General features: G+C 54.8%; 14 protein-coding genes. 13 read left to right on the top strand and 1 reads right to left on the bottom strand.

The genetic code is table 11. The features are described from left to right. Positions 1-121: 121 nt before the first annotated feature. The 9 genes from AC2FAK_RS14590 (at position 122) to rihA (ending at position 8807) form a co-directional block, all read left to right on the top strand. On the top strand, positions 122-1168 hold the full coding sequence (locus AC2FAK_RS14590; RefSeq protein ID WP_020684942.1) for a PhoH family protein: 1047 nt from the start codon (positions 122-124) through the stop codon (positions 1166-1168). Continuing rightward, the gene (gene ybeY, locus AC2FAK_RS14585) at positions 1165-1632 is read left to right on the top strand and encodes an rRNA maturation RNase YbeY (protein WP_003858677.1); all 468 of its coding nucleotides are present in this window, start codon (positions 1165-1167) and stop codon (positions 1630-1632) included. The genes AC2FAK_RS14590 and ybeY overlap by 4 nt, the downstream gene beginning before the upstream one ends. 89 nt (positions 1633-1721) lie before the next feature. Continuing rightward, positions 1722-2600 (top strand): CNNM family magnesium/cobalt transport protein CorC, encoded by an 879-nt coding sequence (gene corC / locus AC2FAK_RS14580; protein ID WP_013097576.1) that lies wholly within the window; start codon positions 1722-1724, stop codon positions 2598-2600. Positions 2601-2605: 5 nt separating this feature from the next. Continuing rightward, entirely contained in the window at positions 2606-4144 is a 1539-nt protein-coding gene (gene lnt / locus AC2FAK_RS14575) for an apolipoprotein N-acyltransferase (protein ID WP_095454629.1), read from the top strand. Positions 4145-4544: 400 nt separating this feature from the next. After that, complete coding sequence (locus tag AC2FAK_RS14570) at positions 4545-5450, top strand: amino acid ABC transporter substrate-binding protein (protein ID WP_014883004.1); 906 nt, start codon at positions 4545-4547, stop codon at positions 5448-5450. A gap of 155 nt (positions 5451-5605) precedes the next feature. Then, positions 5606-6346, top strand: coding sequence for an amino acid ABC transporter permease (locus AC2FAK_RS14565; RefSeq protein WP_013097579.1), 741 nt, complete (start codon positions 5606-5608; stop codon positions 6344-6346). Next, the gene (gene gltK / locus AC2FAK_RS14560; RefSeq protein WP_013097580.1) at positions 6346-7020 is read left to right on the top strand and encodes a glutamate/aspartate ABC transporter permease GltK; all 675 of its coding nucleotides are present in this window, start codon (positions 6346-6348) and stop codon (positions 7018-7020) included. Before AC2FAK_RS14565 ends, gltK begins: the two co-directional genes overlap by 1 nt. Then, the gene (locus tag AC2FAK_RS14555; RefSeq protein WP_014831084.1) at positions 7020-7745 is read left to right on the top strand and encodes an amino acid ABC transporter ATP-binding protein; all 726 of its coding nucleotides are present in this window, start codon (positions 7020-7022) and stop codon (positions 7743-7745) included. Before gltK ends, AC2FAK_RS14555 begins: the two co-directional genes overlap by 1 nt. Before the next feature lie 120 nt (positions 7746-7865). Next, on the top strand, positions 7866-8807 hold the full coding sequence (gene rihA, locus AC2FAK_RS14550; RefSeq protein ID WP_095454630.1) for a pyrimidine-specific ribonucleoside hydrolase RihA: 942 nt from the start codon (positions 7866-7868) through the stop codon (positions 8805-8807). A gap of 56 nt (positions 8808-8863) precedes the next feature. Here the strand turns inward: rihA and AC2FAK_RS14545 are convergent, their stop codons facing one another. After that, positions 8864-9346 (bottom strand): zinc ribbon-containing protein, encoded by a 483-nt coding sequence (locus AC2FAK_RS14545; protein ID WP_014831082.1) that lies wholly within the window; start codon positions 9344-9346, stop codon positions 8864-8866. 214 nt (positions 9347-9560) lie between these two features. Between AC2FAK_RS14545 and leuS the strand changes: the two genes are divergently transcribed. The 4 genes from leuS to nadD are packed head-to-tail and all read left to right on the top strand — an operon-like array spanning position 9561 to position 14416. Beyond that, positions 9561-12143: a leucine--tRNA ligase gene (leuS, locus tag AC2FAK_RS14540; RefSeq protein ID WP_014831081.1), complete on the top strand. Its 2583-nt coding sequence runs from the start codon at positions 9561-9563 to the stop codon at positions 12141-12143. 14 nt (positions 12144-12157) lie between these two features. Then, positions 12158-12727: an LPS assembly lipoprotein LptE gene (gene lptE, locus AC2FAK_RS14535; protein ID WP_028028133.1), complete on the top strand. Its 570-nt coding sequence runs from the start codon at positions 12158-12160 to the stop codon at positions 12725-12727. Continuing rightward, entirely contained in the window at positions 12727-13758 is a 1032-nt protein-coding gene (gene holA, locus AC2FAK_RS14530) for a DNA polymerase III subunit delta (protein WP_058681095.1), read from the top strand. Before lptE ends, holA begins: the two co-directional genes overlap by 1 nt. Continuing rightward, complete coding sequence (gene nadD, locus AC2FAK_RS14525; protein WP_095454631.1) at positions 13751-14416, top strand: nicotinate-nucleotide adenylyltransferase; 666 nt, start codon at positions 13751-13753, stop codon at positions 14414-14416. The genes holA and nadD overlap by 8 nt, the downstream gene beginning before the upstream one ends. The last annotated feature ends 166 nt before the right edge of the window (positions 14417-14582 follow it).

Raw genomic sequence — 14582 nt, 5'->3', positions numbered from 1 at the left:
AACGTCCCCAATATCTTCCGCAACGCTTGCGCCTTTTTTCCATGGCGTGAATAATTTCGGTAATGACCGTTTTATTACGCCTGAGGGCGCCGGGCCAGTTAACCAATCAAAGAGGAACAGTTTGAACATAGACACGCTTGAAATTAGCCTAACGCCCGCAGACAACGCTCGCCTGCTGAGCCTGTGCGGGCCGTTTGATGACAACATCAAACAACTGGAGCGACGTCTGGGTATCGAAATCAATCGTCGCGATAATCATTTCAAACTCACCGGACGCCCTATCTGCGTCAATGCGGCTGCGGACATTCTGCGTAACCTGTATGTTGATACCGCCCCGATGCGCGGCGAAATTCAGGATATCGAACCAGAACAAATTCACCTCGCCATTAAAGAGGCGCGCGTGCTTGAGCAGAGCGCGGAAAGCGTGCCGGACTATGGCAAGGCCATAAACATCAAGACCAAACGTGGCGTCATCAAACCGCGTACACCGAACCAGGCGCAGTACATCGCCAACATCCTCGATCATGACATCACCTTCGGCGTGGGCCCGGCGGGTACAGGTAAAACCTATCTGGCCGTTGCCGCTGCAGTTGATGCGCTGGAACGCCAGGAGATCCGTCGTATTCTGCTGACCCGCCCTGCTGTTGAAGCCGGTGAAAAACTCGGCTTCCTGCCGGGAGACCTGAGTCAGAAGGTGGATCCTTATCTGCGCCCTCTGTACGACGCGCTGTTCGAAATGCTCGGCTTTGAGAAAGTTGAGAAACTCATCGAACGTAACGTGATTGAAGTCGCCCCGCTGGCCTACATGCGTGGCCGTACCCTTAACGATGCGTTCATTATTCTGGATGAGAGCCAGAACACCACCATCGAACAGATGAAGATGTTCCTGACGCGTATCGGCTTTAACTCGAAAGCGGTCATTACCGGTGACGTCACCCAGATCGACCTGCCGCGCAGCACCAAATCGGGTCTGCGCCACGCCATCGAAGTACTGGCCGAAGTGGACGAAATCAGCTTTAACTTCTTCCACAGTGAAGACGTGGTACGCCACCCGGTGGTCGCGCGTATCGTTAACGCCTATGAAGCCTGGGAAGAGGCCGATCAGAAGCGTAAGGCCGAACTGGCCGCAGAACGTAAGCGCGAAGCGCAGGAGCAAGAACAGAAATGAGTCAGGTGATCCTCGATTTACAGCTGGCCTGTGAAGATAATTCCGGCATGCCAGAAGAGGCGCAGTTTCAGAAATGGCTGGATGCTGTTATCCCCCAGTTTCAGGAAGAGTCAGAAGTCACGATTCGCCTGGTGGATGAAGCAGAAAGCCATGAGCTTAACCTGACCTACCGCGGGAAAGATAAGCCAACCAACGTGCTCTCTTTCCCGTTCGAAGCCCCACCGGGTATTGAAATGCCGCTGCTCGGCGATCTGATCATCTGCCGTCAGGTGGTGGAACAGGAAGCCAAAGAGCAGCAAAAGCCGCTCGAGGCCCACTGGGCGCATATGGTTGTCCATGGAAGCCTGCACCTGCTGGGCTACGATCATATTGAAGATGACGAAGCGGAAGAAATGGAGTCCCTTGAGACAGAGATAATGCTTGCTCTGGGCTATGAGGATCCGTACATTGCCGAGAAAGAATAGTCAGACAACCGACTGACTAACATGCCGCCGCGTAAGGAAATAGCGCGGCGGTAAACATTGAACTGACGAGAGAACCCTTAACAAACGCCATGAGCGACGACAATTCACACAGTAGCGACACGACAAACAGTAAAAAGGGATTTTTCTCCCTCATTCTGAGCCAGCTTTTCCATGGTGAGCCCAAAAACCGTGATGAACTGCTGGAGCTGATTCGTGATTCCGGGCAAAACGATCTTATCGACGAAGATACGCGCGAAATGCTCGAAGGGGTAATGGACATCGCCGACCAGCGCGTTCGCGATATCATGATCCCCCGCTCGCAGATGATCACCCTGAAACGTAACCAGAGCCTCGATGAATGCCTCGATGTGATTATCGAATCCGCTCACTCCCGTTTCCCGGTCATCAGCGAAGACAAAGATCACATCGAAGGGATTTTGATGGCCAAAGATCTGCTGCCGTTTATGCGCAGCGATGCCGAAGCCTTCAGCATGGAAAAAGTGTTACGCCAGGCCGTGGTTGTGCCGGAAAGTAAACGTGTGGATCGGATGCTGAAAGAGTTTCGCTCCCAGCGTTACCACATGGCGATTGTGATTGATGAATTTGGCGGCGTGTCAGGCCTTGTCACGATCGAGGATATTCTTGAGCTGATCGTAGGCGAGATCGAAGACGAGTATGACGAAGAAGAAGATATCGACTTCCGTCAGCTTAGCCGCCATACGTGGACCGTTCGCGCTCTGGCCTCCATTGAGGATTTCAACGACGCCTTCGGCACCCACTTCAGCGATGAAGAGGTGGATACCATTGGTGGGCTGGTGATGCAGGCCTTTGGTCATCTTCCTGCCCGCGGCGAAACCGTTGACATCGATGGTTACCAGTTCAAAGTGGCGATGGCCGACAGCCGACGTATTATACAGGTTCATGTCAGAACGCCGGACGACTCACCGGTGCCAAAACTGGAAGATTAATGTAAATGGCATTTGCCCCACTGCTTGAACGCCAGCGCGTCCGTTTGCTGCTGGCGCTGTTACTCGGAGCCAGCGGTACGCTGGCTTTTTCTCCTTACGATATCTGGCCTGCAGCCATTCTCTCCCTGATGGGGTTACAGGGGTTAACCCTGAATCGTCGTCCCGTTCAGGCTGCAGCCATTGGCTACTTCTGGGGGCTGGGGCTGTTTGGATCCGGCATCAACTGGGTCTACGTCAGCATCGCCCAGTTTGGGGGTATGCCGGGGCCGGTTAACGTCTTCCTTGTGGTTCTGCTGGCCGCTTATCTCTCGCTCTACACCGGTCTGTTTGCGGGCATTCTCTCCCGCCTGTGGCCTAAAACCAGCTGGCTGCGCGTTGCCATTGCGGCTCCCGTGGTCTGGCAGATTACCGAGTTTCTGCGGGGCTGGGTGCTGACCGGCTTCCCGTGGCTGCAGTTTGGCTACAGCCAGATTGACGGCCCGCTGAAAGGTCTGGCGCCAGTAATGGGCGTTGAAGCCATTAACTTCCTGCTGATGGTGGTGAGCGGCCTGCTGGTGCTGGCGCTGGTCACGCGTAACTGGAAACCACTGGTGGTGGCGCTGGTTCTTTTCGCTCTACCCTTCTCGCTGCGTTATATCCAGTGGTATACCTTGATGCCAGAGCGCGCCACACAGGTATCGATGGTGCAGGGAAATATTCCGCAGGCGATGAAGTGGGATGAAAAAGAGTTGCTGAACACGCTGAAAATTTACGCCAACGCCACTGAAGAGGTGATGGGTAAATCACAGCTGATCATCTGGCCTGAATCTGCCATTCCGGATCTGGAAATTAACCAGCAGCCGTTTCTCAACATGATGAACGATCTGCTGCGCGCGCGCGGCAGTACGCTGATCACCGGGATTGTGGATGCGCGTCTGAATCAGCAGAACCGCTACGATACCTACAACACAATCATTACGCTCGGCAAAGACAGCGACTACAGCTACACCTCGACTGACCGGTATAACAAGAATCACCTTGTTCCGTTTGGCGAGTTTGTTCCGCTGGAATCGATACTGCGTCCGCTGGCTCCGTTCTTTGACCTGCCAATGTCCTCCTTCAGTCGGGGTCCGTATGTGCAGCCGCAGCTGCATGCACACGGCTTTGCCCTGACGGCGGCCATTTGCTACGAGATCATCCTCGGTGAACAGGTGCGCGATAACTTCCGTCCGGATACGGACTTCCTGCTGACTATCTCTAATGATGCCTGGTTCGGTAAGTCGATTGGTCCGTGGCAGCATTTCCAGATGGCGCGGATGCGTTCACTGGAGCTGGCGCGTCCGCTGTTGCGCAGCACCAACAATGGCATCACCGCCGTGATTGGACCGCGGGGAGAAATTCAGGCCATGATCCCGCAGTTTACGCGCGACGTGTTGACGGCTAAAGTCACGCCGACAAGCGGCCTGACGCCATATGCCCGCACCGGCAACTGGCCGCTGTGGATCCTGACCGCCCTGTTTGGCTTTGGGGCTGTGCTGATGAGCCTTCGTCAGCGTCGTCGCTAATCTTACCTTCTGTTGCCGGGTGGCGCTGACGCTTACCCGGCCTACATTTCTCTTCGTCGGTCGGGTAAGGCGTAGCCGCCACCCGACAGCTCCCTCCCAAATTTCAATTCTGGCACGCCTATTGCTTTGTTTATTCAGGTAAACGCAGTTTGGCTTCGTGTGCAACCTTGTCGCACCAGTATAGATCGCCGGTAGCACCGAAACGGTGCAACGAGAGATTTCTGCCTCGGAATGGTGCGGCGCGCTTCGCAAAAATAAACAATAACGCAGCAAAATCTTTACATTAAGCCAGACTAAATGTTAACAAGCTTGCATAACACTGCACTCGCATAGCGCGAGATATAACAACATCACAATGGGTATCAATGCGTCACTGACGCTGATAAGAAAGGAGTTGGGTATGCAATTACGTAAACTGGCCACAGCAATGCTGGTAATGGGGATGTCCGCAGGCGTTGTACACGCTGAAGACGCGCCGGCAGCCGGCAGCACTCTCGACAAGATTGCCAAAAACGGCGTGATCGTGGTCGGCCACCGTGAATCTTCTGTCCCGTTCTCTTACTACGACAACACGCAAAAAGTCGTGGGCTATTCACAGGACTACTCTAACGCCATCGTTGAGGCCGTGAAGAAAAAGCTGAACAAACCCGACCTGCAGGTAAAACTGATTCCAATCACCTCGCAGAACCGTATCCCACTGCTGCAAAACGGCACCTTCGATTTTGAGTGTGGCTCAACCACCAACAACCTTGAGCGTCAGAAACAGGCCGCCTTCTCCGACACCATCTTTGTGGTGGGGACCCGTCTGCTGACCAAAAAAGGCGGCGACATCAAAGATTTTGCTGACCTTAAAGGCAAAGCCGTTGTTGTGACCTCCGGGACAACCTCAGAAGTGCTGCTGCACAAGCTGAACGACGAGAAGAAAATGGATATGCGCATCATCAGCGCGAAAGACCATGGTGACTCCTTCCGTACGCTGGAAAGTGGCCGTGCCGTCGCGTTTATGATGGATGATGCTCTGCTGGCTGGCGAACGTGCAAAAGCGAAGAAGCCGGACAACTGGGATATCGTTGGTACCGCCCAGTCGAAAGAAGCCTACGGCTGTATGCTGCGTAAAGACGATCCGCAATTCAAGAAGCTGATCGATGACACCATCGCCCAGGTGCAAACCTCCGGTGAAGCGGAAAAATGGTTCGACAAATGGTTCAAGAACCCAATTCCACCCAAAAATCTCAACATGAATTTTGAACTGTCTGACGACATGAAAGCACTGTTCAAATCACCAAATGACAAGGCTCTTAACTAATTAGAACTACAGGGGCGGGATCTCCTGCCCTCTCGATTGTCGGGAAGCATGGACAGACTATACGTTGAGTGGTCGTTCCCCACTCAGCGCGAAAAATGAGCTTCTCACCAATCTTCGAGGGTAGCGCTGCTACCCTTTTTTTTCTGGAGTTTATTATGTCAATAGACTGGAACTGGGGCATATTTCTGCAACAAGCCCCGTTCGGCAACACAACCTATCTTGGCTGGCTGTGGAGCGGCTTTCAGGTTACCGTTGCGTTATCGATAACGGCGTGGATTATTGCGTTCCTTGTCGGTTCACTGTTCGGTATTCTGCGCACCGTCCCTAACCGTTTTCTCTCTTCTATCGGCACGCTGTATGTGGAACTGTTCCGTAACGTTCCGCTGATCGTGCAGTTCTTTACCTGGTATCTGGTCGTTCCTGAACTGCTGCCGGAAAATATTGGCATGTGGTTCAAGTCGGAACTGGATCCTAACGTACAGTTCTTTGTCTCCTCGATGATGTGTCTGGGGCTGTTTACCGCCGCACGCGTGTGCGAGCAGGTACGCGCCGCTATTCAGTCGCTGCCGCGTGGACAAAAGAACGCGGGTCTGGCGATGGGGTTAACGCTGCCGCAAACCTACCGCTACGTCCTGCTGCCTAACGCCTACCGCGTCATTGTTCCACCGATGACCTCAGAGATGATGAACCTGGTCAAAAACTCGGCCATCGCCTCCACGATCGGTCTGGTCGATATGGCGGCGCAGGCGGGTAAACTGCTGGATTATTCCGCCCACGCGTGGGAATCCTTCACGGCAATTACGCTCGCGTATGTTCTGATTAACGCTTTCATCATGCTGGTGATGAACCTGGTTGAACGCAAAATTCGCCTGCCGGGCAATCTGGGGGGCAAATAATGTACGAATTTGACTGGAGTTCCATTGTTCCTTCCATGCCGTACCTGCTGGATGGCCTGGTGATCACCTTAAAAATCACGGCGATCGCCATCATCGTCGGTATCGTCTGGGGCACCCTGCTGGCGGTAATGCGCTTGTCGAGCTTCAAACCGCTCGCCTGGTTTGCCACTGCCTACGTTAACGTTTTCCGCTCTATCCCGCTGGTGATGGTGCTGCTGTGGTTTTACCTGATTGTTCCCGGATTCCTGCAAAACGTTCTGGGACTGTCACCGAAAACCGATATCCGCCTGATTTCCGCGATGGTTGCGTTCTCCATGTTTGAGGCCGCTTACTATTCCGAGATCATCCGTGCGGGCATACAGAGTATCTCACGCGGGCAGTCCAGCGCGGCGCTGGCGCTGGGGATGACCCACTGGCAGTCCATGCAACTCATTATTCTGCCGCAGGCGTTTCGCGCCATGGTTCCCCTCCTGCTGACCCAGGGCATCGTGCTGTTCCAGGATACCTCTCTGGTATATGTCCTGAGCCTGGCAGACTTCTTCCGTACTGCGTCCACCATCGGTGAGCGCGATGGTACGCAGGTTGAGATGGTGCTCTTCGCAGGTGCGGTCTATTTTGTGATTAGTTTAAGCGCGTCGCTGTTGGTCAGTTGGCTGAAGAAAAGGACGGTATAATGATTTCCCTGAAAAATGTTTCTAAATGGTATGGGCACTTTCAGGTGCTGACCGACTGCTCCACCGAAGTCAAAAAAGGTGATGTGGTGGTAGTGTGCGGGCCGTCCGGTTCCGGTAAATCGACGCTGATCAAAACGGTTAATGGTCTGGAGCCTGTGCAGCAGGGTGAAATTGTTGTTAACGGCACCAAAGTGAACGACAAGAAAACCAACCTTGCCCAGCTTCGCTCCCACGTGGGGATGGTGTTCCAGCATTTTGAACTGTTCCCTCACCTCTCCATCATCGAGAACCTGACGCTGGCGCAGGTGAAAGTGCTTAAGCGTGATAAAAAAGCGGCGCGTGAGAAAGGGCTGAAGCTTCTGGATCGCGTGGGGCTTTCTGCGCACGCCGATAAGTTCCCGGCACAGCTTTCCGGCGGCCAACAGCAGCGTGTGGCGATTGCTCGCGCACTGTGTATGGATCCGGTGGCAATGCTGTTCGACGAACCGACCTCCGCACTCGATCCCGAAATGATCAACGAAGTGCTGGACGTCATGGTTGAACTGGCCCACGAAGGGATGACCATGATGGTGGTGACCCACGAAATGGGCTTCGCCCGCAAAGTGGCAAACCGCGTGATCTTTATGGATGAAGGCAAGATCGTTGAAGACTCGCCGAAAGAAGAGTTCTTCGCCAACCCGAAATCCGAACGCGCTAAAGACTTCCTGGCTAAAATCCTGCATTAATCTTCTCAGTGCGCAATCTGCGGATTGCGCACTGTCTCACGCTTTCAATCTCTGCTTCTCGTCGGCGTCACATTGCAGCGTTAACCTTGTCACAAAATAACGCTACGTATGGAGAACGCTATGGCACAGCCTATTATTCTCGATTGCGATCCGGGTCATGATGACGCGATTGCCCTCGTCCTTGCACTTGCCTCCCCTGAACTTGAAGTCAAAGCTGTCACCTCATCTGCCGGCAACCAGACACCGGATAAAACCCTGCGCAACGTCCTGCGTATGCTGACCTTGCTAAAGCGCCCCGATATTCCCGTGGCCGGTGGCGCGGTCAAACCGCTGATGCGTGAACTGATCATTGCCGACAACGTACACGGAGAAAGCGGCCTGGACGGCCCGGCGCTGCCGGAACCGGGTTTCGCCCCGCAATCCTGTACCGCCGTGGAGCTGATGGCAAAGGTACTACGCGAGAGTGCTGAACCCGTCACGCTGGTAGCAACGGGCCCGCAAACCAACGTTGCGCTGCTGCTGAACAGCCATCCTGAACTGCACAGCAAAATTGCCCGTATCGTGATTATGGGCGGAGCCATGGGGCTGGGTAACTGGACGCCTGCGGCGGAGTTCAACATCTTTGTCGACCCGGAAGCGGCGGAGATCGTCTTCCAGTCGGGTTTGCCGATTGTGATGGCCGGGCTGGATGTTACCCACCGGGCGCAGATTATGGCGAATGACATCGAGCGTTTTCGTGCGATTGGCAACCCGGTTGCCACGACCGTGGCCGAGCTGCTCGACTTCTTTATGGAATATCACAAAGCCGAGAAATGGGGCTTCCACGGCGCGCCGCTGCATGATCCGTGCACCATTGCCTGGCTGCTGAAGCCTGAGATGTTTACCACGGTAGAGCGCTGGGTTGGTGTGGAGACCCAGGGGAAATACACCCAAGGGATGACGGTGGTGGATTACTATTCGCTGACGAGCAATAAACCGAATACCACGCTAATGGTGGATATCGATCGGCAGGCGTTTGTGGATTTGCTGGCGGAGAGGCTCGCATACTATAGTGCGGCCTGATGCCCTCACCCCAACCCTCTCCCACGGGGAGAGGGAGCAAACAGTTTTGCTTTTACCTACGGCTCAAACGGCCGACGCTGGAACTGATCGTGCCCGCACTTCGGACAGAGTGACAGCACCTCCGGCGTATAAACGGCAATATGGTGATGGCATTTCTCACAGACCAGATTTCCCAGCCCCACCACTTCGCCGCTGTGGTACACGCCGTGATGATTCAGATCCTGAAAGACTTCACGCCACTCCAGCTGTGTTTTATCGGTAATATCCGCCAGCTCCTGCCAGAGGCTCTCCTTGATCACCCGCATAAATACGCTGTCGGTCACCTCGTCCTGGCTCTCCTGGTAACTGCGCGCGAACTCTTCGAGGTCACGACGCACGGCGCGCGTCACCTCTTCCACTTCGGTTCGCGTTAACTCACCCGTTTGCGTCACGCGCGCACGCGCCTGTTCCACCAGCGCGTCGATATCTCGCTCGCCGTTACGCAGCCGTTCCGTCAGTGTTGCCACCAGTTCGCGGTAAAATTGAGCAACCTTGTTCATCATTTTGCCTCCCGGGTAAGTAACTATTTCTAATAATAGACCTTATTTCATCGCCGCTTTGTCAGGTGAACCACAGACCCGGTAAATTCCTGCAAAGCGCATTTGTGCGAAAGGCTGTTTTGACGCGGGCGTTTGGGCTATGCTATGCGGATCTGAAATACCACATCCATTGGCTACATTTGTAGCTGTATTGAAAACAGGACCACTGGCTGCCATGCAAGAGCAATACCGCCCGGAAGAGATAGAATCAAAAGTCCAGCAACACTGGGACGAGAAGCGTACCTTTGAAGTAACCGAAGACGAGAGCAAAGAGAAGTATTACTGCCTGTCGATGCTTCCCTATCCTTCTGGTCGACTACACATGGGCCACGTGCGTAACTACACCATCGGTGATGTGATTGCACGCTACCAGCGTATGCTGGGCAAAAACGTGCTGCAGCCAATCGGCTGGGATGCATTCGGTCTGCCTGCAGAAGGCGCGGCGGTCAAAAACAATACGGCGCCAGCGCCGTGGACGTACGACAACATCGCGTACATGAAAAACCAGCTCAAAATGCTGGGCTTTGGCTATGACTGGAGCCGCGAACTGGCGACCTGTACCCCGGAATACTACCGCTGGGAACAGAAGTTCTTCACCGAGCTGTACAAAAAAGGCCTGGTCTATAAGAAGACGTCTGCCGTTAACTGGTGCCCGAACGACCAGACCGTTCTCGCGAACGAACAGGTTATCGACGGCTGCTGCTGGCGCTGCGACACCAAAGTTGAGCGTAAAGAGATCCCACAGTGGTTTATCAAAATCACCGCTTACGCTGACGAACTGCTGAACGATCTGGACACGCTGGACCACTGGCCGGATACCGTTAAGACCATGCAGCGCAACTGGATCGGCCGTTCTGAAGGCGTGGAGATCACCTTCAACGTTGAGAACTACGATCAGACTCTGACCGTCTACACTACCCGTCCGGATACCTTCATGGGCGCGACCTATCTGGCCGTGGCCGCAGGTCACCCGCTGGCACAGAAAGCTGCCGAAAATAACCCGGAGCTGGCTACCTTCATCGACGAATGCCGCAACACGAAAGTGGCAGAAGCCGACATGGCGACCATGGAGAAGAAAGGCGTTGCCACGGGCTTCTATGCGAAGCACCCACTGACTGGCGAAGCGATTCCGGTCTGGGCAGCAAACTTCGTGCTGATGGAATACGGTACCGGTGCCGTGATGGCTGTTCCGGGTCACGACCAGCGCGACTATGAATTTGCCACCAAATACAACCTGCCGATCAAAGCCGTTATTCTGGCAGCTGACGGCTCTGAACCTGACCTGTCTGAGCAAGCACTGACGGAAAAAGGCACGCTGTTTAACTCTGGTGAGTTCAGCGGTCTGAGCTTTGAAGACGGCTTCAACGCCATCGCCGACAAACTGGCATCGCTGGGAGTGGGCGAGCGTAAAGTAAACTACCGCCTGCGCGACTGGGGCGTTTCCCGTCAGCGTTACTGGGGTGCGCCAATCCCGATGGTCACGCTGGAAGACGGCACCGTAATGCCAACCCCTGAAGATCAGCTCCCGGTTATCCTGCCGGAAGATGTGGTCATGGATGGCATCACCAGCCCGATCAAAGCCGATCCTGAGTGGGCAAAAACCACCGTTAACGGTCAGCCTGCGCTGCGTGAAACCGACACCTTTGACACCTTTATGGAGTCTTCCTGGTACTACGCCCGCTACACCTGCCCGCAGTATCAGGAAGGGATGCTGGATTCCGACGCGGCAAACTACTGGCTGCCGGTAGACATCTACATCGGTGGTATTGAACATGCCATCATGCACCTGCTCTACTTCCGCTTCTTCCACAAGCTGATGCGTGACGCAGGCATGGTGAACTCTGACGAGCCAGCGAAACAGCTGCTGTGTCAGGGCATGGTACTGGCAGATGCGTTCTACTATGTGGGTGCGAACGGCGAACGTAACTGGGTCTCTCCGGTTGATGCGATTGTTGAGCGCGACGAGAAAGGCCGTATCGTGAAGGCGAAAGACGCCGAAGGTCATGAACTGGTGTATACCGGCATGAGCAAGATGTCCAAGTCCAAAAACAACGGCATCGACCCGCAGGTGATGGTTGAGCGCTACGGCGCGGATACCGTGCGTCTGTTCATGATGTTTGCCTCACCGGCAGACATGACCCTGGAGTGGCAGGAGTCCGGTGTTGAAGGGGCGAACCGCTTCCTGAAGCGCGTCTGGAAACTGGTTTACGAACACACCGCTCAGGGCGACGCACCGGCACTGAACGTTGCTGCCCTGACTGAAGACCAGCAGGCGCTGCGTCGTGATGTTCATAAAACGATTGCAAAAGTGACCGATGATATTGGTCGTCGTCAGACCTTCAATACCGCAATTGCGGCTATTATGGAACTGATGAACAAGCTGGCGAAAGCACCGCAGGAAGGCGAGCAGGATCGTGCCTTAATGCGTGAAGCGCTGTTGGCCGTCGTGCGCATGTTGAACCCGTTCACCCCGCATGTCAGCTTCACCCTGTGGCAGGAGCTGAAAGGCGAAGGCGATATCGACAACGCGCCGTGGCCGGTTGCTGATGAATCCGCCATGGTGGAAAACACCACGCTGGTGGTGGTACAGGTCAACGGTAAAGTACGCGGTAAAATTACCGTCGCCGTTGATGCAACCGAAGAACAGGTTCGTGAGCGTGCTGGCCAGGAACATCTGGTGGCGAAATATCTTGAGGGCGTTACCGTACGTAAAGTGATCTACGTACCGGGTAAACTGCTGAATCTGGTCGTTGGCTAAGCGCGGGAGGAAACGTGCGACAACTGGCAACAATACTCTTATCTCTGGCGGTGCTGGTCACCGCGGGGTGTGGCTGGCACCTGCGCAATACCACGGCGGTGCCCGCTGAGATGAAAACGATGATTTTCGACTCAGGGGATCCGAATGGTCCACTCAGCCGGGCAGTGCGTAACCAGCTACGTTTGAACGATGTTCAACTGATCGAAAAAGGCACCCTGCGCCAGGATGTACCGTCATTACGTATCTTAAGCTCATCGCTGGCTAAAGATACCGCGTCGATCTTCCAGGATGGACGTACTGCGGAATATCAGATGGTGCTGACGGTGAACGCGGCAGTATTGATCCCGGGTAAAGACATTTTCCCTATCAATACCAAAGTGTACCGCTCGTTCTTTGATAACCCGCAAACGGCGCTGGCAAAAGATGCTGAGCAGCAGATTATCATTAACGAAATGTACGACAAGGCCGCAGAACAGCTGATCCGTAAGCTGCCAGGCATTGCCGCAACGACAAGACAGGGTTCTGACATCATCGACAAACCGGATGCCAACACGCCTCCTGTTTCTACCTCCATGGGTAACTGATGATCAGGCTGTATCCTGAACAACTCCGCGCGCAGCTCAATGAAGGGCTGCGCGCGGCGTATCTGCTACTGGGTAACGACCCGCTCTTGCTTCAGGAAAGCCTGGATGCCGTGCGACATGCCGCCGCCGCTCAGGGCTTTGATGAACACCACACCGTCCAGTTGGATAACAATACCGACTGGAATGCCCTCTTCTCCCTTTGCCAGGCGATGAGTCTCTTTGCATCACGCCAGACAATCCAGATCCTGCTGCCAGAGAATGGTCCGAACGCGGCCATCAATGAACAGCTGGCGACGCTGGCCAGCCTGTTGCACAGCGATCTGCTGTTAATCGTGCGTGGCAACAAGCTCACCAAAGCGCAGGAAAACGCCGCGTGGTTTACCCAACTCGCCACTCATGCCGTGCTGGTCACCTGCCAGACGCCTGAGCAGGCCCATTTGCCGAAATGGGTGGCGGCAAGAGCGAAGCAGAATAACCTGCAACTGGACGACGCAGCGAATCAGCTGCTGTGCTACTGCTATGAAGGCAACCTGCTGGCGTTGGCCCAGGCGCTGGACCGGCTCGCCCTCCTCTGGCCCGATGGCAAGCTGACTCTGCCGCGCGTGGAGCAGGCGGTTAACGACGCCGCACACTTCACGCCGTTCCACTGGGTTGATGCGCTGCTGATGGCAAAGAGCAAGCGCGCCCTGCATATTTTGCAGCAGCTACGCCTTGAGGGTAGCGAACCGGTTATATTGCTGCGTACGCTGCAGCGTGAACTGCTGCTGCTCATCACGCTCAAGCGCCAGTCTGCTCATACGCCATTGCGTTCGTTGTTCGACAAACACCGTGTCTGGCAAAACCGTCGGGCGATGACCACCGAGGCCATTAATCGTCTGAGCCATGAACAGCTGCGCCAGGCGGTACAGCTTTTGATGCGCGCAGAGCTCACGTTAAAACAAGATTACGGCCAGTCCGTCTGGGCGGAACTGGAAAGCCTTTCTCTGCTGCTCTGCCACAAGGCGCTGGCAGATGTATTTATCGATGGATAGCATGCACTCTCTACAGGCCCTGTACGGTGGCACCTTTGACCCGGTCCATTACGGTCATCTGAAACCGGTTGAAATTCTGGCGAATCTGATTGGTCTTCAGCGCGTGATTATCATGCCCAATAACGTTCCGCCACATCGGCCTCAGCCTGAGGCCACCAGCGAGCAGCGAAAAGAGATGCTCGCCCTGGCCATTGCGGATAAACCGCTCTTCACTCTCGACGAGCGGGAGCTACACCGCGACACCCCTTCCTGGACGTCGCAAACGTTGCAGGAGTGGCGGCGCGAACAGGGGCCGGACAAACCGCTGGCCTTTATCATCGGCCAGGATTCTCTGCTCAACTTCCCCACCTGGCATCAGTATGAAACCATTCTGCAGAACAGCCATCTGCTCGTCTGCCGCCGTCCGGGCTATCCGCTGACCATGCGTGAAGAGCAGTATCAGCAGTGGCTGGAAGCCCATCTGACCGACAATGTGGAAGATCTGCACAGTCAACCTGCCGGGAAGATCTATCTGGCGGAGACACCGTGGTTTGATATTTCTGCGACAATCATTCGCGACCGGCTGCAGCACGGTTTAGCCTGTGACGATCTCCTGCCATCGTCAGTGCTGGACTATATCCACGCGCACGGGTTGTATCAGAAAAGCGCAGACGCATAATCCGGGCGCACAAAAAGCGCCTTATTGATTATCCTGCCTTGACAGAGTAAGCCATACTGTTATCCTCCGCTGCCAGACTTTCCCGCCGCTCATTGCTTTACAGAAATTGTTTTACAAAAATGGCGATGCAATCTCCGGCGGAGGGTGGGATGATACCCGCCTTCAA

The sequence above is a fragment of the Enterobacter cloacae complex sp. 394F7 genome (genome assembly GCF_057320385.1).
The sequence above is the reverse complement of the archived record's forward strand: the minus strand, read 5'-3'. Positions and strand labels throughout refer to the sequence as shown.